Here is a 20899-nt window from a genome sequence, read left to right on the forward strand (position 1 = left end):
CACGAGGCCAGCGCAGTGGGCTTGATCACATCTCGTGACGCCACTTGAGGTTGTACAGATCGCGCCTGCGATCTTTCAGGTTGGTGACCGAACCTTCGTTGCGGATCACACGGATCTGGTCCAAATCCAGATCTGAGAACATGATCATCTCGGTGTTGGGAGTGGTTTCGGCCATCACGGCATCATGCGGGAAGGCAAAGTCAGAAGGCGAGAAGACGGATGACTGCGCATATTGCACGTCCAGACTTTCAACCGAAGGCAAGTTGCCCACACTGCCGCAGATGACGGTGTAGCACTCGTTCTCGATTGCCCGTGCCTGAGCGCAGTTGCGCACCCTCAGGTAGCCGTTCTTGGTGTCGGTCCAGAAAGGCACAAACAGAATATCCATATCCTGATCCGCCAGCAGGCGGCCCAGTTCGGGAAACTCCACGTCGTAGCAGATCAAGATGCCTACACGCCCGGCATCGGTTTCGAATACACGCAGCTGGTCACCGCCACGAATGACCCAGTCACGTCGCTCATGCGGGGTAATGTGGAGCTTGCGCTGCTCTTCCACCGTACCGTCACGGCGGCAGAGGTAGCTGACGTTGTAGAGGTGGTCACCTTCCAGCAGCGGCATCGAGCCGGTGATGATATTGATGTTGTAGCTGACCGCAAAGTGGGACATCTCATTACGGAACCGCTCGGTGAACCCTGCCAGAAAACGGATGGCGCTGGTCTGGCTGGTTTGATCGGTCAGGCCCATCAGCGGCGCGTTGAAAAACTCCGGGAACAGCGCAAAATCACTCTGATATTCAGACAGTGTGTCGACGAAATACTCGACCTGTTTGAGCAGCTCCTCCACCGACTCCACTTCACGCATCTGCCACTGGATGGCACCGATTCGAACCTGGGTCGGACGGCTGCTGATAACGTTGTCTTCGGGCTCGAACAGAATATTGTTCCATTCCAGCAAGGTGGCATAGCCCTGAGACTTGGTGTCTTCCGGCAGGTAACTGCCCAGCAGGCGTTTGACCTGAAAATTGTTCGACAGCTGGAAGGTCAGGATCGGGTCGTATAGTTCGCGTTGTCGCACCTTGCCAATGTACTCACTGGCGGTCATCTCGCTGGCGTGTTTGTAGTAATTGGGAATGCGTCCCCCTGCCAGGATCGAGCGCAGGTTGTACTGACGACACAGCTCCTTGCGTGCCTCATACAGGCGGCGACCCAGGCGAAAGCCGCGGTACTCCGGGTGGATCAGCACATCCAGGCCGTACAGGGCATCACCGTCGGGGTCATTGAGGATGGTCATCCGCTTGCCGATCAGGTCTTCATAGGAGTGAGGGTTGCTGAAGCGGTCATAACGCACTTGTGCTGACAGCGCGATGCCGGCCAGTTCATCACCGTCAAATACACAGATCTGGCCTTCAGGAAATTCCTCGATCAGCTTGTTAATGGTGTGTTCGGGCCAGGACCCGCCAATATCATCATAGACACGGTCCATCAGCACTTTCAGGCGGGGGTAGTCCTCATGTTCCAGGTTGCGGATGACAAGGTGCATGTCTTCGATGCGCATGATCGGTCCTCTTTAGCGGAATTCGCTTGCAGTGTGCGGCAGGGTGGGAATGGGCGCAAGTCAGCCTGACCGGCGAGCGGCGAGCAGGAACTCGCGATTGCCATCACCACCGGTAATCGGGCTTTCGCTCCACCAACAGGGTAAAAGGTTATTGTCGCGGCAGCAGGCTTCAATTTTCTGACGTATCCGTTCATAGATGGCGGAGTCACGTACCAGACCACCCTTGCCGATATGTTCAGGGCCGGCTTCAAACTGTGGCTTGACCAGCGTAATCAGCAGACCCTCGGGTCGCAGTAGAGGGGCGAGTGATGGCAGGATCAGAGTTTGTGAAATGAATGAAACGTCCATCACCGCCAGCTCGAACCCCAGTGCTTCGGGAGTGTGATCACGCAGTGACGGTTCCAGTGCGCGGGCGTTATAGCCTTCCAGACAAATGACCCGCGGATCCTGGCGCAGGCGCGGGTGCAGCTGATCGTGACCAACTTCAATGCCAACGACTTTGGCAGCACCGTGTTGCAGCAGGCAGTCGGTGAAGCCGCCGGTGGACTGACCCACATCCAGTGCGGTGATGCCTTCAACACCAGGGTTGAGTGACGCCAGTGCATGCTGCAGCTTGAGGGCACCGCGTGAAACAAACCGGTCTTCGTCACTGCTCTCCACACGCACGGGAGTGTCAACCGGCAGCTTGAAAGAGGGTTTGTCCAATCGCTGCCACTGCCCCAGCTCAGCCTCGACGCGACCCTCTTTGATCAGGCGCTGGGCACGGGTGCGTGTCTCGGCAATGCCGCGTTCCACCAACAGCAGATCCAGTCGTTGCATGGCGATGATCCTGAGTTAAATTGGGTGATTATACCGAAACCCTATGCGATAGGGTGCCTGATCTGGATTGTGCTCACTACAGACAGTGATTGCTCCTGTGACACTATGTCGCATTGGATTATATGTTTTTATACCTAAAATGGCGCCATGAAAAATAAGGGGGCGCCATGGATATATTAGTAAAAGGTGGTGTAATAACCTGGATGCTTGTCGCCTACTCGGTCGTGGGATTTTCCATAGTTATATCGGCCTATTTGCGCCTCTTAAAAGATCGGGGGGCTTACTCAGATCCTCTGGTGCCTGATAATTCTACCGGTGAATACAAAGAGATATTTCAGCGCCTCACGGTTGCACAACAATCAGGCCTGGATCAGGAATCTCTTCGTGTTCTTGCTCAGCGTTTGATAACCACGCACATACGGTATTTTGAAACCGGGCTAAAAACTCTGAGCGTACTCGCCAATACGGCTCCCTTGATGGGGCTTTTAGGCACCATTATTGGCATGATATCGGCATTTCGTGTCATTGAGTCAGAAGGTGCGGGCGTCAATGCGCAGATGCTCGCGGGCGGTATCTGGGAGGCCATGCTTACAACAGGTGTAGGTTTGGCGGTTGCCTTGCCTTTATTGTTCTTCCTGCATGCATTGGAGTCATTGATTGAAAAGCATCATTGGCAGCTATATGTGGCTGTTTCTGAGGTAATTCATGAGCCTGTTGAAAGTCAAGGGATCTGATTATAGGAAAATGCCATGCAGTATTATCCTCGAAAGCGGTTATCCAATCAGAGTATTAATATAACGCCATTGATTGATATTGTTTTCATTCTTCTGGTGTTTTTCATGCTGACATCTCACTTTATCAATGAAAAACGATTCGAAGTCAGCTTGCCCGATGCCAAAAGCGGGGATGAAGGAAATATCGATGAGCCTGTGTTCATCAATATAAGTTTGATGGGTCATTTATATCAGGCTGACCGGTTACTGTCTGATGAACAGTTGGATGCGTTGCTCTTGCAGATGGTTGAAAAGCAACAATCACTGGTACTGAGGGTTGATGAGCGTGCTCCATTTGAGCCGGTTATGGCGTTGATGGACAGGGCGAGACAGCAGGGAGTATCAACTATCGGTTTTGCCGTTGAAGAGCCGGTGAGGTAGCTGAGCATGATCTTCAAGGGCGTGCTGCTCTCCTGCCTGATGCATGTGATGTTGACCTGGTTTTTTTTGGACCTGGACTGGTTCAGAGGAGTGACGCACTCACCGGACTATACAGCTGAGCCCATATTGGTGGCCGTTTATCAATCGAAGGCACCTCCCCTTCAGGCCCCGTCACCTCCCGTTCAAGCTCCGCCACCTCCCGTTCTGGCTCCGCCAAGTACCTCATCAGCAGCTGTAGCGGTAGCCACTGAGCAGCCAAAACCAAGCGTCAGGCAAGACAGTATTGTTCAGGAAAAGCCGCACGTACCTGCCGAGTCTGCACCTTCCCGGAGGCCGACCACGGTTTCTGACATGAAGGAAGATGTCACGGCGTCTGTTGACCAGACAGCAAGCCTTACTGCTGTAACACCGCCACCATCCGCTGAGTCGGCAGTTCCTGCGCCACCAGTGAATACTGCGCCCAAACCGCTTAAACCCAGTTATGCCCAGCGTCTTACTCAGCGCATCGAGCAATATAAAACCTACCCACGCCGCGCCCGAGAGAGGGGGCTGTCCGATGAAGTGCTTTTCAGCGTCAGTGTTAATGACACAGGAGAGATGCAGGCATTTCATTGGTTGGAAGGGCATACCGCGTTTCGCACTTCGACGCTGCAGGCGGTGCGCCGAGCCTTGCCCTATCCGCCCGATCCGGGGCAGGCGCCAGTCAGTGTGCAGGTTCGCATGATCTATTCGCTTCAGGACAGGATCTAACCATGAAAGGATATAAAAAACTCTGTGCCGCCATGTTGTTGGCGGGTTTGCCGATTGCCGCTGTACAGGCACAGGAGCAGGTGATTCGGGTGTACTCCTCGACTATCGAGGACCGTTTCGGTGAGGACAGAACTCAACCCAGTTCCACTGTGTCGCTTTCGCGGGAAGAGATCGAGCAGCAGCATGCGCAGAATCTTCAGCAGGTATTGCAGGCGATCCCCGGCATCACCACGGATCAGTCCGGCGGTGAGGATATCAAGATCAAGATCCGGGGGGTCGAGAATCAGCGCTACATGGGTGAGCCGCCGGGCGTGGTGATCGTGATTGACGGCGTGCCGGTGTTTGAGCGCACCGGCAAGGTCAATATCGATCTGGATAACATCGAGTCCATCGATGTGGTCAAGGGCGGAGCCTCCTATCTGTTCGGTGAAGACGCGCTGGCTGGTGCTGTCATCATCAAGACCAAGCGTGGTTATGCGCAACAAGGCGTTTCGCTGGAGCATGAGCGAGGCAGCTTCGGCTATGAGCGCTCCGTACTGAGAGCTGGCGGCGGGACCGACAACTTGCAGGCGCATGTTCAGTACGCCGACCGCAGCAGCGATGGTTTCTATGCGTTGGGTAACAGCTGGGCAGAAACCCTGTCGGGCAACATCACCTGGTATCCGGATGAGGTTAGCGATCTGAGTTTCGGCTTCGAAAAGTCGGACCGTTATCGGGATCGCAGCGGTTCGGTCAAGGGAGCGACCCAGGCCGCGACCGACCCCGAGGGCAATACCGCGTCACGTGACTATACCCGTAACTTCGATGTGGATCTTGAACGCCTCAATCTGGCGTATTCACGTGAGCTGAATGATAGCCTGAGCCTGCATGGCCTGGTCTATCAGTACACGGACGACACCAGCTTCTGGTCCGGCCCGATGAGTTATGATGGCACGGGTGCGCGTACCATTGCGGCGGATGATTACAAGTACGATACCGATTATTCCCAGACCCAGCGTGGCCTGAAGCTGGAGCTCAACCACAGCGGCGACCGCCTGGGGACACTGCTGGGGCTGGATCTGCGCCGGGACAGCACGAACAATGCAGTGCGCGCGCTGAGGGACTATCGCACCTTCTCTCGGGGCGCGACCACGGCTGCGGGCACACTGCTCAGCGAGGATGAAGGTCAAACCGACACCCAGGCGCTGTTCGTGGAGTTCAAGTATCAACTGGCGCAGGACACCACTCTGACCGCCAATGCCCGCCATGACCGAATTGAGGTTGAGTACCGAGACCATCTGAGTGACACCGACGCTGACAAGGCCTTCAACGTCAACTCCTGGCGTCTGGGGCTGACCCACGACCTGACCCCGGGCTCTACACTGTTTGCCAGTGCCTCCACCGGTTTCAGAACGCCGACGTTGTCGCAGCTGTACCGCACCGATCTCGGCGGCGACCAAGCGGTGGCCAACAATCCGAATCTGGAACCCGAAGAATCGTTGACCTACGAACTGGGACTTCGTCAGGCTTTCAATCTCGGTGGCTGGCCCAGTGCTCTAAGTGCGTCTGTTTTCCAGGTCGAACGTGATGATTTCATTCTTGACACCAGTGGTCAGTACAGCCCGAACAGCGCCAGTCATGATGTGACGGGTGAAGCGGCCATTTACGACAATATAGGTGGTACGCGAACGCGCGGTTTTGAGCTCCAGTTAACCACCGAGCTGCATCAGGATTTTGCGTTCGACCTGTCCTATACCTGGCTGCATTCCGTTTTTACCCGCTACGACGATTTCTATCAGGCGCTGGGCAACCCCTACGGGCGCTTCGGCTATGTCGATCCGGCCGGTTTCAACGACCCGGTGAACAGCTATACCCTGGTGCACTACGACAACACGGGCAACCGGGTGCCGCGGGTATCCCCTCACCAGATCAATGCGAGGCTGCATTGGTTTGGCATCGACAACCTGAAACTGACCACCGAAGTTGATTACCGCTCCACCGCCTGGGCCGATGAGATCAATCAGGAGAAGTGGGCCGGACGCACGCTGGTGAACCTGATGGCCGAGTACAACCTCAGGGTTGGCAGCGGTGAGCAAGACAACATTCAGCTATTCATGCGCATCGACAACCTGTTTGACAAGGAGTACTGGGTCATTGCCCGCGGTGTCAACGACAGCAATGGCAGCCCGGCCACCGGCATGGAATATGACGGCGTCTACAACGCTGAAGACCTGTCCATCATTCCGTCCACCGGTCGCCGCTGGCAGGCCGGTGTACGCTATCGCTTCTGAGGAGCCTGAGCATGTTGTCGAGAGTGTTGACCGGCCTGGTGCTGTGTCTGTGGGCAACGGCGGCCAGTGCGGCCGATGTGGTGCTGCTGACCACCGACTTTGTCTTGGGCAAAAAGCTGGATCAGGTAGCCCGGGCGGCCGATGCCGAAGGAGTGTCTCTGCACTGGCTTGATGTCAGTAATACAGACGCCGAGGGGCTGGCGGCGGCCATACAGGCGGCCAGACTGATTGTCGTGGATGCGCCCCGTCAGGAGGATATCGCCGAGGTCGAGAGCCGGGCCGGTGAGTACTGGCGTCGCTTTGCCAGGCCGGTGGTGCATATCAACCGGATGAACTGGATGAGCCGGCTGAGGGCCGAACGGATCGAGTCAGACTTTGCCGAGCGTCTCTACGCCTATTATCTGGGCGGACGCGAGCAGAACAGGGCCTACCTGGCTCAGTTCCTGGCGACCTGGCTCAAGGGCGAAGACTGGACGCAGGTGCCTGATGCCGTGCCGATGCCAGATGGCGCCATCTACCACCCGGATGCGCCGGGCGAGCTGTTTACCGACCTGGCCAGCTACCTGTCATGGTGGCAAGCGCGCATGGGTAAGGAGTGGCAGGCGTTGCCGGTGATCGGCATGGAAACCAGCTCAAGCTATATCGCCGATGCGCAGAACCGCATGCTCGATGAATTCATTCTGGGTGCTGAAGCGCGTAACGCCGTGCCCGTCGTTTACTACCGCGATGCACGTAGCCTGACGCCGCCACGCCGTGAAGGTCGTTCCGGCGGTGGGCGTCCGGCAGGGGGCCGGCCGGGAGCCGGCAAGCCGACTGCTGTGGCCGCGCAGAGCGAGCCGGTCATCGAGCGCAATCCGGGCGATTTCCCCAATCCAAAGGAACTGGCGCCGCACCAGTTGGACGAACCGCTGATCACACTGGATGACGAACGGGTCGTCGATGTGATGACCGTCAACACCTTTCTCGGTGTCGGACCGGACCAGCGGCTGGCGCGCTACCGGGCGCAGAATATGCCGGTACTGAACGTGATCAACTACCGCAACGGCAACCGCGAGGAATACCAGGCCGATCTGGCCGGTATCAGTACCTTCTACATCCCGTTCCGGCTGTCGGTGGCGGAGTACATCGGCATTCAGGACCCGGTAGTGTTGTCGACCAATGAGGGTGGCGAGATGGTGCCGATGCCGGAGCAGCTCGATCTGCTGTTGGGCAAGGCGGTCAAGCTGGCACAGTTGAAACGCAAGGCCAATGCCGACAAGCGGCTGGCGCTGGTGTTCTGGAACACCCCGGCCGGGGAGCAGAATATCAGTGCGTCCAACATGAACGTGCCGCGCTCGGTCGCTAAATTGATCGAAGACCTCAAGGCCGAGGGTTATCGGCTGGAGAGCCGTGACGAACAGGCTCTGATCGACAGCTTCGGTACGCTGTTGCGGCCTTTCTACCGTAAAGAAGCGTTACAGGAACTGACGGCGACAGAACACTGGGCCTTTATGCCGCTGGCGGACTATCAGCGCTGGTTTGAGGCGCTGCCGGTCAGCGTGCGTAGCGAGATCACCGGGTTCTGGGGCGATGCGGACAGCAGTGGCTGGCTGGTGGAGAAGGACGGGGAAAAAGGCTTTGCCATCCCGCGTATTGAGGCCGGCAATCTGGTGATCCTGCCGCAGCCCAAGCGCAGCGACCGGCCCGGCGACGAGCGCGAAAAGGACCTGTTCCACGACACCAAGGTGCCGCTGCACCATGGCTATCTGGCCACCTATCTGTGGTTGCGCGAAGGCTTTGGCAGCGATGCCATCATCCACTTCGGTACCCACGGCTCCCAGGAGTGGACGCCGGGCAAGGAGCGCGGACTCTGGGCCTATGATTATCCCAACCTGCTGGTGGGCAATACGCCGGTGCTCTATCCCTATATCGTCGACAACATCGGCGAAGCGATCCACGTCAAGCGCCGTGGTCGCGGTGTGGTGATCTCGCACCAGACGCCGGCCTTTTCCCCGGCTGGACTGGCACCGGAGCTGACGGCTTTGAATGACCTGCTGCGGGAATATCACGGCGTGGATGAGGGTATGGTCAAGGAAACGGCCAAGGCCAACATCATCGAAGCGGTGATCGAGCAGAACCTGCACAAGGACGTGGGGCTGGATGAGCAGGCCTGGCGGCAGGATTTCGAAACTCACCTGCGCAGGGTCGAGGACCATATCGAGCTGCTGGCCGGAGCCCTGCAGCCCCTGGGACTACACACCTTCGGCGACACCATGACGGACGAACATCGGGCGATGAACCTGATGCTGATTCTGCTCAAGCCACTGGCCGCTGAGCTGGGGATCGACAACCCGGATGCTCTGTTCGTGGCGGACTATGAGCAGATCAAGCAAACAGAGCCCTACCGCTTCGTACTCAGGTATGTGGTGCAGCAGGCCGCAACGGATGCCCTGCCGCCGACGCAGCAGCAGCTGGTCAGGGAAGCACGTCAGCTGGCGGACAACTATGCCGCCGAAGCGGAAACCCGGGCGCTGATCACCGGTCTGTCCAGCGGATTCATTGATCCGAGCTATGGTGGCGATCCGATCCGCAACCCCGATGCGCTGCCGACCGGGCGCAATATATATGGCTTCGATCCCAACCGGGTGCCCACCCAGGCCGCCTATGATGCCGGGGTGAAGGCGATGCAGGAGCTGATCGACAACTACAAGGCGCAGCACGGACGTTATCCGCAGAAGCTGACCTTCACGCTCTGGAGTACCGAGACCATGCGTCATCTGGGCATGCTGGAGGCGCAGATCTTCTGGGCACTGGGGGTGAAGCCGGTGTGGGATCGTGGTGGCCGAGTGACCGGCATTGAAGCGATTCCGCAGCAGGAGCTGGGGCGTCCGCGCATCGACACCGTGATTTCCCTGACCGGGCTCTATCGTGACCAGTTTCCGGTGGTGATGGAGCGTTTTAATGAAGCGGTCACCCTGGTGGCGGCGTTGAAGGAGCCGAAAGAACTCAACTTCGTCCGTGCCAACACCGAGCGTATTCGTGCAGAGCTGGTGGCGCAGGGCATTCCTGCCGAGCAGGCGGAAAATCATGCGCTGACACGGGTGTTCGGCACCGAAAGCGGCGACTACGGCACCAAGCTGCCCGAGGCCACGCTGGGATCGGACCAGTGGGAGGAGGGCGACGGCAAGCTGGAGGAACTCTATCTGTCGCGCATGTCCTGGGCCTACGGCCCCGATGCCAGCCAGTGGAGCCGCAAGCTGACCGACGCCGAAGGCAAGGTGGTCAACACCTATGCTCAGCACTTGAAGGGCACTGACGCGGCGGTGTTCTCGCGCTCTTCCAACCTGCGCGGACTGCTGGATACCGATCATCCGTTCGAGTATCTGGGCGGCATCTCCATGGCGGTGAAATACCTGGATGGCGAGGCACCCCAGCTCTATATCTCCAACATGCGCGACCCGCGTAAGGCACGGTTGCAGGATGCGGCCAATTTCATGGCGATGGAACTGAGGTCGGTCTACCAGCATCCGAACTGGGTCAAGGAGATGATGCAGGAGGACTATGCCGGCACCCTGAACATGCTGAAGACGATCAACAACTTCTGGGGCTGGCAGGTGATGGATCGCAATGTGGTCAGGGACGACCAGTGGCAGGCTTTCCACGAGGTATACGTCAAGGACAAGTATGAGCTGGGGCTACGTGAGTGGTTTGAACAGTCCAACCCCACGGCGCTGGCGCAGATCAGCGAACGCATGATCGAAGCGATCCGCAAGGGCTACTGGGAGGCCAGTGACGAAACCCTGCGTGAGCTGGTCGAGGTGTATACCGAGATTGCGGCCAAACATGATGTGTACACCGAAAACCGCACCTTTGCCCAGTTCGTGGCTGACAAGGCGGCTGGCTATGGCATCAGTGCCGCCCCGGCGCCGGATCAGGCCAGCAGTGCCGCCACGCCACCGCCGGAAGGTGCCAATGAGCCTCAGCCCCAGGGCGAGCAGGTTAGCGGCCAGAAACTGGAAGAGGTAAGTCAGGAGGTGCAGGACAGTCCACTGGACTACTGGCTGTTTATGCTGTTGCTGCCGATTGCGGCGGGATTCTGGCACCAAGGGCGCCGCGCCCGTGCCTGATGTGAGCCTGAAGTGAATCTGATCAAAGGAATCAAATAAGATGAACCAACTGGAACAATGGCTGTACAGCATCACCGGCATTTTTCTGACCCCGGTGTTGCTGGTGCTGATACTGATGTTTGTTTATGCCCTGTTCATGCTTGGGCAGTTTTTGATGGAGTATGTGCAACGACGTACTCGACCCGAGCGCACCGGGCCACTGGAACGGGTAGCCCGGCATCATGGCCGGATTGATCAGGAACAGCTGGAGCTAGCGCTGCTAAAGCAGACCGAGTGGCCGCGGCTGATCAACCGCATCGCGCCCATGCTGGGGTTGATCGCCACCATGATCCCGATGGGGCCTGCGCTGATGGCGGTGGCGGCCGGCAACACCCAGAGCATGGCTGACAATCTGGTGGTGGCCTTCTCGGCGGTGATCATCGCGCTGTTGGCGGCGTCGGTCAGCTACTGGATTCTGTCGGTACGCAAGCGCTGGCTGCTGGAGGAGTTGCACCAGCTGCTGAGCCAGCAAGAGGCGGCATCGGTGCCACTCAAGGAGGCTGCATGACGACACAGCGCCGACCCCTGTCGATCCTGCGTGACGACGAGGAAGATCCGATCACCAGCGTGGTCAACCTGATCGATGTGTTTCTGGTGATCATCGCCGTGCTGCTGATCGTCATCATCCAGAACCCGCTCAATCCTCTGACCAGCGATTCGGTGGTCGTGGTGAAGAACCCGGGGCAGGACAACATGGAGATGATCGTCAAAGAGGGCGAAACGCTCAAGCACTACACCTCCTCAGGCGAAGTAGGCGAAGGCGAAGGCGTGAAGGCTGGCATCACTTACCGGCTGCAGGACGGCTCCATGGTGTATGTTCCCGAGGGCTAGGACCCCGGGTGTCTTGTGCGCGGCTTTTTTTGTGTTCGTATTCAGGGCCCCGGCCGCTTTCATTTTGCAAACGGCCGGCAAAGGATTAACATGATGCCGTTCTAATCATTGATCTGGATAGAGAATTTCGGTGTCAAGCCAAGACCTGTGTACCAGTCGTAAAGCCGCTGAATTGCTGGGAGTAACCCCTCGGACCATACAGCTGTGGGCGGACGCCGGCATTTTGCATGGCTGGAAGACACCAGGCGGACATCGACGCTTCAGTCTCGGTGCGATTGAGCGTTTGGCCGAAAAGATTCGCAGTGGTGAGGCTGTCACAGCCGCAGCGGATGCGGTGCGCCCCGAGCCAACCCGTCCGGTGAGGCTGCAGGTGATTGAGGATGAGCCCGCGCTGCAGCGGCTCTACGCCCTGACTATTCGCAGCTGGGGGCTTCCGGTGGAGTTGCGCCAGTCAGTGGACGGCTACCAGGGGCTGTTGGAGTTGGGGCGCTTTGAGCCCGATTTGCTGATACTGGATCTTAACCTGCCGAATGTTGATGGCTTCAGTGTTATCCAGGCGCTGGTGCGTCAGGAGCTGCTGCAGCAGATGCAGCTGATTGTGGTTACGGCATTGGGGATGAGACAGGTACAGGATCGTATCGACGAGATCAGCAGGGGTATAGAGGTGTTACCCAAACCGATTCCATTTGCGCGCTTGCGCGAAAAGGTTGAACAGATTTTGCTGGGAATGTCTGATCAGATTTGAAATTCACTTTCTTTCGCTTTAGAATCGGAAAAAACGGAAGCCGGAGTCGGTTTTCGCGTTATGGTCTGAAAGGCTGTGTCGGTTAGGTGGGGGCCAATCCGATACAGCTGAATAGGACCACCCCCCTTCCTTCTTGTTTACCCTCGATTCACGTTCTGTCCGAAACTTCATCTTTGAGTCTATGATCAGCTGACACGTTTGTTGGCGAACTTCAGTGCCTGCGTGCTCGTCTCTGCGTGTGGCTGGCGGTATTCACTGCCTTGTGTGCTTTATGGCAGTTGAAAAATCTTCTTTTGAATTTTTATAAGATTATTTTTCTATAAATAAATATAAATACGGAAAATAAATACGTCATTTTTGATCCAGAATAGTGACTTCTGTTGCATAACGATGAACATGAAGGTGTTGCTATGCGTGTGATTATTCTTGGCGGTGGCGTTATCGGCGTGACCAGTGCCTGGTATCTGGCCCAGGCCGGCCATGAGGTGGTGGTGATTGATCGCCAGCCGGAGTCGGCACTGGAAACCAGTCATGCCAATGCTGGCCAGATATCACCGGGATATTCGGCCCCTTGGGCGGCCCCCGGCGTGCCGCTGAAGGCGATCAAATGGATGTTGCAGGATCTGGCGCCCCTGCGTGTGGCACCACGTCTGGATCCTGCCATGTTGCGCTGGCTGGTCAGTATGCTCTCAAACTGTACCCGGTCAGCCTATGCCCGTAACAAGTCGCGCATGCTGCGTATCGCAGAATATAGCCGAGACTGTTTTATCGAGCTGCGCCGGGAAACCGGTATCGAGTATGACAACCGGGCTCAGGGGCTGATTCAACTGTTTCGAAGCCAAAAGCAGCTTGATGCCTCGCTTGAGGATATCCGTATCCTGGAATCCTGCGGTGTTGCCTATGAATCGCTGAGCCGAGAGGGAATACTGCAACATGAGCCAGCCCTCGCACATGTGCGTGACAAGCTGGTTGGCGGTTTGCGTTTGCCCGGTGACGAAACCGGCGACTGCTTTCTGTTCACTCAGGCACTGGCAAAACGCTGTGAAGCGTTGGGGGTCGAGTTCAGGTTTGATACAACCATCGACTCTATTGAGGCCGAGCAGGGGAGAGTCAAAGGCGTTAAGACTTCGGGCGGTGACGTACGGGGTGATCGTTATCTGGTGGCGCTTGGCAGCTACAGTCCCCAATTGCTTAAGCCTTTGGGGATGCGTTTGCCAATCTACCCGGTCAAGGGGTTTTCGCTCACCATCCCGATTACGGATGCATCGAGAGCACCGGAATCAACGGTAATGGATGAGACCTACAAGGTTGCGGTCAGCCGGTTGGGTGATCGCATTCGTGTAGGGGGAACGGCAGAGCTGACAGGTTATGATCTGTCTACGCCCGAGAGTCGGCGTGCTAATGTGGAATTTGTGGTCAACGACCTTTTCGGTGGCAGTGGGGACCCGTCGCAGGCCGAGCTGTGGACAGGGCTGCGACCGATGACGCCCGATGGCACCCCGATTCTGGGCCCAACGGGTTATCCCGAGCTGTTTCTGAATACCGGCCACGGTACGCTGGGGTGGACCATGTCACTTGGCTCTGCCCGCTATATCACCGATATAATCTGTGGTCAGACGCCGGCAATTGAAACGGAGGGGCTGAGCCTTGACCGTTACGCCGGTTGAAACACAGCATTCTCTGGCAGTAGAGGCAATTTGCGCTATAGTCTGCCGATTCCATTTATCATCAAGCACAGGAAAATAACATGTCCAATCGCAGCATCATCAGCACTGAAAACGCTCCGGCCGCCATCGGAACCTACTCTCAGGCGGTTCGTGTCGGCAATACCGTGTATCTTTCAGGTCAGATTCCGCTCGATCCGGCGACCATGGAAATGGTGACCGACTCGTTCGAGGCTCAGGCGGTGCGTGTATTTGAAAACCTGAAAGCCGTTGCAGAAGCCGCCGGTGGTTCACTGGGTGACTTCGCCAAGGTGACGATCCTGTTGTCTGATCTTGAGTATTTTGCACAGGTAAATGAAGTGATGGCGCGGTACTTCAGCGAACCCTATCCGGCCCGTGCGGCCTACGCCGTCAAGGCGCTGCCCAAGGACGCCGATATCGAAGTGGAAGCGATCATGGTGTTAAAGGACTGACAGCCAGCTGGTGGAGGGCAGGGCATGAGCCGTAAAGTGCGCGCGGATATCCATCTGGATGCGATCGTTCACAACTACCGCCTGGCCAAGGCACAGGCGCCAACGACGATGGCGGCTGCCATCGTCAAGGCGAACGCCTATGGCCACGGTGCAGTGCCGGTGGCGCGTGCATTGGCCAATGATGCTGATGCTTTTGGCGTTGCCTGCATTGAGGAGGCAATGGAGCTGCGTGAAGCCGGGCTGCGCCAGCCGATCATTCTGCTGGAAGGTTTCTTTGACGCCGATGAATTGCCATTGATCGCCGAGCACGGTTTCTGGCCTGTATTGCACAGTGAGCATCAGGTACGTTGGCTGGAGCAGTTCAGCAGCCCGGCGCGTTTCCCGGTGTGGCTCAAGCTGGATACCGGCATGCACCGCCTGGGTGTGGCACCTGATCAGGTTGAGTCGCTGGTGGCGCGTCTGCGTCAATGTGAAGTGGTTAGTGAGGTGTTACTGATGACCCACTTTGCCCGCTCAGATGAGCCGTCATTGCCGATGACCCGCGACCAGCTGGGCTGTTTTGATCGGGTTGCGGCGCAACTTGGTTTGGGGGCAAGCCTGTCGAATTCCGCTGCCGTGATGGCATGGCCTGAGGCACACCGACAGTGGCTGCGCCCCGGCATCATGCTCTATGGAGCAACGCCTTTTGGTGAGTCGAACCCGGTGGCGGATCAGCTGCGGGCCGGTATGACGCTCAGCTCCGAGATCATCGCGGTGCGAGAAGTGCCGGCGGGTGAGACGGTGGGCTATGGTGCGACGTTCAGTTGTGATCGTACGCGCCGTATTGGTACCGTGGCCATGGGCTACGGCGACGGTTACCCACGTCATGCCCGTAACGGTACACCCGTGCTGGTCGAAGGCGTCAGAACATCACTGGCAGGCCGGGTATCGATGGATATGCTGACGGTTGATCTGACCGATATCCCGCAGGCAGATATCGGCAGCCGGGTAGAGCTTTGGGGGCAGCGGTTGCCGGTGTCTGAAGTGGCGCAGTGGTGCGATACCATCCCCTACACGTTGCTGACCTGCCTGACCCCACGTGTACCGCGCGTTTACTCTGACTGATCCAGCAGGCGCACCAGAAGCCGTTTGACTGTTTCGGGTTCAAACGGCTTGTCAGTGAGCGCGTTTACACCCGCATGCTCGACATGGCTCAGGTGGGTTTCATTGGCCTCCGAGGTCACCATCAGAATCGGCAGGTGAGAGTGAAGTTCAGAGCTGCGAATGAATTCAGCCAGCTCCAGTCCATTCACTTCCGGCATGTTGTAGTCGGTGACCACCAGGTCGACCGTTTCACGCTGCAGCAGCTCGATCGCTTCGCGCCCGTCCGCCGCTTCCAGCAGGTGTACGATGCCCAGATTGTGCAGCACACGATGGATCAGCTTGCGTGCCATACGGCTGTCGTCCACGATCAGCACCCGCAGGCTTTCCACGTCATAGAACTCCAGCTCCAGCTCATCCTTGCCCAGCAGATCCAGGGTAGCATTTAAGGCGGACCCAAGATGCTGACGGGTAAAAGGCTTGGGCAGTATGGCGACCACGCCAGACTGCTTGAACACTTCCAGCTGTGGCTTGCGGGTCTCGCTCGATACAAGCATGAACGGCAGGTCGGCCAGCTCCGGTAAGCGACGAATGGCACCCAGCAGCTCAACTGCGCTGCCATCGTCATAGTGCAAAGCACTGATCACTAGGTCGGGTTTTACCTTCATGATCTTCTCCAGCGCCTCATGCAGGTTGGCGGCGGTATCGATTGCCATGACCTGCTCATCCTGCAGCTGCTGAATCATGATTTTGCGCTGCATGGCGGAAGGCTCGACCAGCAGTATGTTCAGTTCACTGACACCCAGGGTACTCATCCGCATTGTCCTGCCATTGGTGGGGATTTTTGGACTGAGCGTATCAGTTGTTGCAGGATGAGGACAGAGGCAAGGCCTGATCGGCGTCAGGCCCGCAGTGATTACCACATCAGATCGTCGGGAATCTGATAATCGGCATAGGGGTCATCCGGCTTAGGGGTGTCGTCCACAGGGCGTGGCAGAACAACATCCTGCAGGCGTGCTTCGATACGCTCAACGACTTCGGCCGGGATCAGGTGGTAGCCATTGTCGAGTACGGCAATACGCAACTGGCCGCGGGCAAGCTGGTCGATCTGTTTCTGCTCAAGATAGAGATGGCGGATGGTGGTGCCGTGTACAAAGTTGTAGCGCAACTCAGCCTTGGGCGACAAAGGCAGTCGATGAGTCTCGATCAGCTGGCGGACTTCGGCCTGGGCCGCTTTATGTGCCTGCTCTTGTTGACGTTGACGGTTCAGTTCACGGTCGCGCTCAATCTTTTCCAGCCGTGCCGCCTCAACGGCTTCGCGCCGCTGGTGTTCTTCATCGACGCTGGCCTGTCCGCCCCGTTTCTGTTTCGACTGTTTGCGTTTAAGATCCTTGGCTTGTTTGGCCTGTTTTTTGTTTGCCAGGCCTGCGTTGAGTAGCTGGTCCTGAAGTGAGCCTGCCATGGTGAACCCTCGGATACCTGATTCATGGTGATAACGGCGCAGGACTATAGCATAGTCTGCCTTGGCGGGCATGATCGACAGTGGTCTGAACGGGTCATCAGGGAGTTTTAAGGAGAGAGTAATGTCATTGATGTTGTGGTTTTCGTTGCTGTTGATCTGTGTGCTGGGGGCGATGTCGCCGGGCCCCAGCCTTGCGGTGGTGCTGCGTCAAACCGTCAGTAACGGTCGGGGTCATGGCATAGCTGCCGGGTGTGCCCATGCGCTGGGGGTTGGGCTGTGGGCGATGGCAACGGTGTGGGGGCTCGGGCTGCTTGTAAGCCGTCATGAAACCCTCTATCAGATTCTGACCTGGCTGGGGGCTGCCTATCTGGTTTGGTTGGGGTTCAATGCCCTGCGTCATGCATCGGCGCCGGGGCTACAGGCCGAGCAGGGCGCACGCGACAGCCTGTGGCAGGCGGCCCGGTCGGGAGCACTGATTTCGCTGCTGAACCCCAAGCTGGCGGTGTTTTTTACTGCGCTGTTCTCTCAGTTCGTTACTGCAGATCAGACGCTTAGTGACCAGTTGCTGATGGTGGCAACGGCAACCGTTGTAGATGGCCTCTGGTATTCGCTGGTGGCTTTGCTGTTTTCCCAGTCGCACCTGCTGGCCTGGCTGCGGCGCCACCTTAAGCGGGTAGAGCAGTTGACCGGTGTGGTGCTGATCGGTCTGGCCGTGCGCGTTGTGGTGCCTTGATCGGGGGCGTTTGCAATCCTGGTCACGGATGCTTATACTGCGCGCCTGTCTGTTGAGACAGGGCGCAACGCCTCGTTATGGCGGTTCTGCCGGTCCTCTCGCAACGATACACCGTGAACCTGGTCAGGCCCGGAAGGGAGCAGCCACAGCGGTCGACTCGTGTGCCGGGATGTGGCTGGTGGAACTGCCACCCAATATGTCATATTCTCCCTGATATTGATTAGATTTTTAATTTTTCTCTGCTTTGTAGCACAGATGTATACCTCAAGGTAATTCACTATAACTCCTATCTAATGCCACGAGCATATGAAAGAAGTATTTTAAAAAATATAAAATTAATTATAAATTTCTTTCCCTCTGGCAGTGAAAGATACACCTTGATTGCCTGTCATTATTGATTCAATAATGGGGGTGTTAACTTCTTTTTCTGAATCCCATTTAACGATGAAGCTCGCTCCACTTCCTCCCTCTTTATCCTTATGAGGAATAACATATTCGGTAGATGATAATGGCCTCAAGAGTAGATCGGAATCCAAGAATGAATTGATCATTTTTCCTTTACTATCATAGTAATTAACTGTTTTTATGCGTATTGAATTCAGGGGGTCAGTATTCCTTATCATTAACGTTATTGTAAGAGATATGGGCGTTTTTTGGTTTCCAAAATAAATGTTTGAATATGCTGGTATATACATCGTTTGCTTGTTTTTTGTTTCATTTGCAAAAGAAAGTGTTGAAAATAATATAAGACATAGAAATAAGCATGATTTTTTTGATTTCATAGTGGGTACTATAATGTCTGATTTTAAAGTATAAAGCATACTTCTAACATAGTACGAGTCGCTTTGAAAGCTGTTCTTATCCTGCTCTTCCCACGTGGAAACAGGAAAATATACAGTAACTGAAGTGATACACAGAGTGCGACTGTTTTCGTTTATACGGTCTGTTAGCACAATACCCTCACCAAGAACGGCGATGCTTTTACGGCGAATCGTTCTTGGTGAGGGGGTGGGGCCTCAGTCAGATTTTTCTACTCGCTGTACTTTGCTCAGGGCCAGCATGCCCATGATCCCCGCCAGCAGCATCATGGCCCACTGCGGCAGTGTGGGGATTGGAGCGACGTCCTGTGTTATCCATGCCGGGCCGCCCGGATCATCAATGATGCCGTTGACACTCAGGTCACTGTCGCCTGCGCCGCCATCGGTCACTGGGTGGGCATACCAGTGGTCAGCAGAGATGTCTGCCGTTGGGCCGTATTTGTAGTATCGAGCCCAGGTTTGCAACTGTCAGATTCTGGGCAGAATTCAGATTCCATTCGCTGTCTGTGACGGACAGGTGCAGCATTTTGCCACTGTGTGGTCCTTCGGACAGTGTTAGCTGCATCTCGGCGCGTCGCGGAGGTGCTTCTAGGCCTTGTGCCATGAGCGTGAAGTTGAACAGATCACCACTTGAACCATCAGTTGCGTGAAAGAAGAAGGGAGGACACTTTTCATTTTAAATTCCGTTTAGCACTTGGCTCTGTCGTCGAATTTGCTAATCAGAGTCCAATTGATGAAGTCGGACGCGAAATTTGTTCGAGATCGTGAGCTGGTAAAGCGCCAGACCGCTAAGGCCGAAAATCAGCACTAGCCATGCGAGTGGTCCAGCGACCGGCACTGCAACGGCCGCAGGCAAAACAACTTTGAGCACTTCAATGCGCACAGTCGCTTCGTCACATACACGGGGAGAGCCTGCGTCGCAAACCTGGTAGATAAAGCTGTCGGTGCCACTGAAGCCGCTGTCACGCGAGTAGCTGCAGCCGTTTGAGTCACAGCTGGCCGTCCCATTTGAAGCGGGCACACTGACAATAAGGCTGGCAGGATCAAGGCCGGGGCCGCCAGGACTATCCGCGTCGTTTGCAAGCACATTGATATCGATTGATGAATCGTTCAGCGTCACATCATCATCAACCAGTAACAGTTCATTACTGACTCGGACGACGGACGCCATGGAGCTGTTATTCGTCGGCAATCGATCACTCTGCGGCTGTAACAGGCTCCACTCTGCTTTAAGGGTCGTATTGGGGGCAGCCGCAGGGTCAACACGGGTTGTGACATCAAGGGTGTAACTGGCAGGGTCCACCAGCCCACTGGCGGTACAATACACGTTGCCTGATGTACCCACCGTCGGTGTTGTACAGCTGAATATCGGATCGGCTGTCAGTGACATGAACTGCAGACTGGCAGGCAAAGGCAAGCTTATTTCTACACTGGGTAGTGGAGTGCCGGACACCAGGGTGCTTCCGTTCACCGTGGCAGACCAAATGAGTAGATCGGCTGGCGCCACGACAGAGTGCGAAACCGATGAACTCAGGGCAAAATCGAAATCGGCACAATTGGGCTGACCCTCAACCCAGTTTGAGCGGGTGCCAACGAGGTTGAATCCTGACAGGGAACCGGGGTTGCTGCCGACCAGGTCCGGCAATGTATTCAGGCCGGTATTGTCTGCCCCTGGGGTACCGACTTCAAAGTCGTAGGCATGGAGTGGGTTGCCGGTACTCAGACAGTAATTATTGGCAATTTGACTGATGCTGCCGGCATCCAGCGCGGAACCCCAAACGCGGACATTATCCAGTACCCCATTAAATAACTGCTGGCCGTCCGTGCGCCCGCCCAGCGTGAAGGTATTGTCAGTACCTACGCTTGATGAACCTGCACCGCCTGCCGATGTAGTGTTTTGGCCATTGGTCCAGATGGAAACCTCGCTGCCGCCGGGCTCCCAGCGGAAGGCCAGACTCTTCCAGACGCCGATGCTCAGGTTGGATAGGCTTCTTCTTGAATAGAAAGAACCGTTATGTCGCATGAAAAAATAAACCTCGCCGGAACCGTTAAACAGTGCAGTGGCGAAATTGTTGCCGTCCTGTTGAATAAAAAATAAACGTTGGAAGGAGCCTAAACCCTTGGGTTGAACCTGAAGGGTTAAACTGAACCCGTTATCCAGCAAGTTGGACCATTGCTGCGGCACACTGGATAGGGTGACGTAGTCATTCTGGCCGTCAAAATCCAATGCGACACTCTGGGCCCAAGTCCCTGAAACAGGCATGACGCATACCAACAGGATGAATAATCTTGTCTTATATTTTAGCCATCCGAACGGCTTGGATATTACGGTGCGCATCTATTTTTCCATTTTGGTCAATGGCGGTAAGGTAACAAAAGCCGTAAAAACAAGCGTCCACT

19 protein-coding genes and 1 other RNA gene are annotated in these 20899 nt (G+C 56.3%); 13 read left to right on the plus strand and 7 right to left on the minus strand.

The features are described from left to right. Positions 1 to 25: 25 nt before the first annotated feature. Entirely contained in the window at positions 26 to 1555 is a 1530-nt protein-coding gene (locus tag BLV48_RS06635) for a bifunctional GNAT family N-acetyltransferase/carbon-nitrogen hydrolase family protein (protein WP_091824908.1), read from the minus strand. A 60-nt stretch (positions 1556 to 1615) separates the two neighbouring features. After that, positions 1616 to 2374 (minus strand): TlyA family RNA methyltransferase, encoded by a 759-nt coding sequence (locus tag BLV48_RS06640; protein WP_091824911.1) that lies wholly within the window; start codon positions 2372 to 2374, stop codon positions 1616 to 1618. Positions 2375 to 2541: 167 nt separating this feature from the next. Between BLV48_RS06640 and BLV48_RS06645 the strand changes: the two genes are divergently transcribed. From BLV48_RS06645 to alr, 11 genes are all read left to right on the plus strand, one after another. Then, a complete protein-coding gene (locus BLV48_RS06645; RefSeq protein WP_091824914.1) occupies positions 2542 to 3108 on the plus strand; it encodes a MotA/TolQ/ExbB proton channel family protein in 567 nt (188 codons plus the stop codon). A 15-nt stretch (positions 3109 to 3123) separates the two neighbouring features. Continuing rightward, a complete protein-coding gene (locus tag BLV48_RS06650) occupies positions 3124 to 3528 on the plus strand; it encodes an ExbD/TolR family protein (RefSeq protein ID WP_091824917.1) in 405 nt (134 codons plus the stop codon). 351 nt (positions 3529 to 3879) lie between these two features. Next, complete coding sequence (locus tag BLV48_RS18955) at positions 3880 to 4278, plus strand: TonB family protein (RefSeq protein ID WP_175527605.1); 399 nt, start codon at positions 3880 to 3882, stop codon at positions 4276 to 4278. A 2-nt stretch (positions 4279 to 4280) separates the two neighbouring features. After that, complete coding sequence (locus tag BLV48_RS06660; RefSeq protein WP_091824922.1) at positions 4281 to 6548, plus strand: TonB-dependent receptor; 2268 nt, start codon at positions 4281 to 4283, stop codon at positions 6546 to 6548. Between the two features lie 11 nt (positions 6549 to 6559). Next, positions 6560 to 10654, plus strand: coding sequence for a cobaltochelatase subunit CobN (gene cobN, locus BLV48_RS06665; protein ID WP_091824926.1), 4095 nt, complete (start codon positions 6560 to 6562; stop codon positions 10652 to 10654). A 40-nt stretch (positions 10655 to 10694) separates the two neighbouring features. Further along, on the plus strand, positions 10695 to 11201 hold the full coding sequence (locus BLV48_RS06670) for a MotA/TolQ/ExbB proton channel family protein (RefSeq protein WP_091824929.1): 507 nt from the start codon (positions 10695 to 10697) through the stop codon (positions 11199 to 11201). After that, a complete protein-coding gene (locus BLV48_RS06675) occupies positions 11198 to 11524 on the plus strand; it encodes a DUF2149 domain-containing protein (protein WP_175527606.1) in 327 nt (108 codons plus the stop codon). The genes BLV48_RS06670 and BLV48_RS06675 overlap by 4 nt, the downstream gene beginning before the upstream one ends. 130 nt (positions 11525 to 11654) lie before the next feature. Continuing rightward, on the plus strand, positions 11655 to 12269 hold the full coding sequence (locus BLV48_RS06680) for a response regulator (protein WP_091824932.1): 615 nt from the start codon (positions 11655 to 11657) through the stop codon (positions 12267 to 12269). 410 nt (positions 12270 to 12679) lie between these two features. Continuing rightward, positions 12680 to 13936 (plus strand): D-amino acid dehydrogenase, encoded by a 1257-nt coding sequence (locus tag BLV48_RS06685; RefSeq protein ID WP_091824935.1) that lies wholly within the window; start codon positions 12680 to 12682, stop codon positions 13934 to 13936. Between the two features lie 80 nt (positions 13937 to 14016). Beyond that, the gene (locus tag BLV48_RS06690; protein WP_091824937.1) at positions 14017 to 14406 is read left to right on the plus strand and encodes a RidA family protein; all 390 of its coding nucleotides are present in this window, start codon (positions 14017 to 14019) and stop codon (positions 14404 to 14406) included. 24 nt (positions 14407 to 14430) lie between these two features. Continuing rightward, on the plus strand, positions 14431 to 15510 hold the full coding sequence (gene alr / locus BLV48_RS06695) for an alanine racemase (protein ID WP_091824941.1): 1080 nt from the start codon (positions 14431 to 14433) through the stop codon (positions 15508 to 15510). On the opposite strand, the gene BLV48_RS06700 is transcribed toward alr, so the two are convergent. Both BLV48_RS06700 and BLV48_RS06705 read right to left on the minus strand, forming a co-directional pair. Next, positions 15498 to 16301, minus strand: coding sequence for a response regulator (locus BLV48_RS06700; protein ID WP_091824943.1), 804 nt, complete (start codon positions 16299 to 16301; stop codon positions 15498 to 15500). The genes alr and BLV48_RS06700 overlap by 13 nt on opposite strands. Positions 16302 to 16402: 101 nt before the next feature. Further along, positions 16403 to 16948, minus strand: a complete 546-nt coding sequence (locus BLV48_RS06705; protein ID WP_091825145.1) for a DUF2058 domain-containing protein — start codon at positions 16946 to 16948, stop codon at positions 16403 to 16405. 121 nt (positions 16949 to 17069) lie between these two features. On the opposite strand from BLV48_RS06705, the gene BLV48_RS06710 reads away from it, so the two are divergent. Together BLV48_RS06710 and ffs are read left to right on the plus strand one after the other, a co-directional pair. Next, on the plus strand, positions 17070 to 17681 hold the full coding sequence (locus BLV48_RS06710) for a LysE family translocator (RefSeq protein ID WP_091824946.1): 612 nt from the start codon (positions 17070 to 17072) through the stop codon (positions 17679 to 17681). An 87-nt stretch (positions 17682 to 17768) separates the two neighbouring features. Further along, positions 17769 to 17865, plus strand: an RNA gene (gene ffs / locus BLV48_RS06715) — signal recognition particle sRNA small type. A gap of 151 nt (positions 17866 to 18016) precedes the next feature. Here the strand turns inward: ffs and BLV48_RS06720 are convergent. The 3 genes from BLV48_RS06720 to BLV48_RS06730 all read right to left on the minus strand — a co-directional run bounded on the left by BLV48_RS06720 (position 18017) and on the right by BLV48_RS06730 (position 20837). Then, on the minus strand, positions 18017 to 18463 hold the full coding sequence (locus BLV48_RS06720; protein WP_091824948.1) for a DUF3124 domain-containing protein: 447 nt from the start codon (positions 18461 to 18463) through the stop codon (positions 18017 to 18019). A 234-nt stretch (positions 18464 to 18697) separates the two neighbouring features. Beyond that, positions 18698 to 18964, minus strand: a complete 267-nt coding sequence (locus tag BLV48_RS06725; RefSeq protein WP_091824951.1) for an IPTL-CTERM sorting domain-containing protein — start codon at positions 18962 to 18964, stop codon at positions 18698 to 18700. 250 nt (positions 18965 to 19214) lie between these two features. Beyond that, positions 19215 to 20837 (minus strand): LamG-like jellyroll fold domain-containing protein, encoded by a 1623-nt coding sequence (locus BLV48_RS06730; RefSeq protein ID WP_091824954.1) that lies wholly within the window; start codon positions 20835 to 20837, stop codon positions 19215 to 19217. Positions 20838 to 20899 lie beyond the last annotated feature (62 nt).

Origin of the sequence: Marinobacterium iners DSM 11526, from assembly GCF_900107855.1 — a bacterium.
Taxonomy (GTDB): Bacteria; Pseudomonadota; Gammaproteobacteria; order Pseudomonadales; family Balneatricaceae; genus Marinobacterium; species Marinobacterium iners.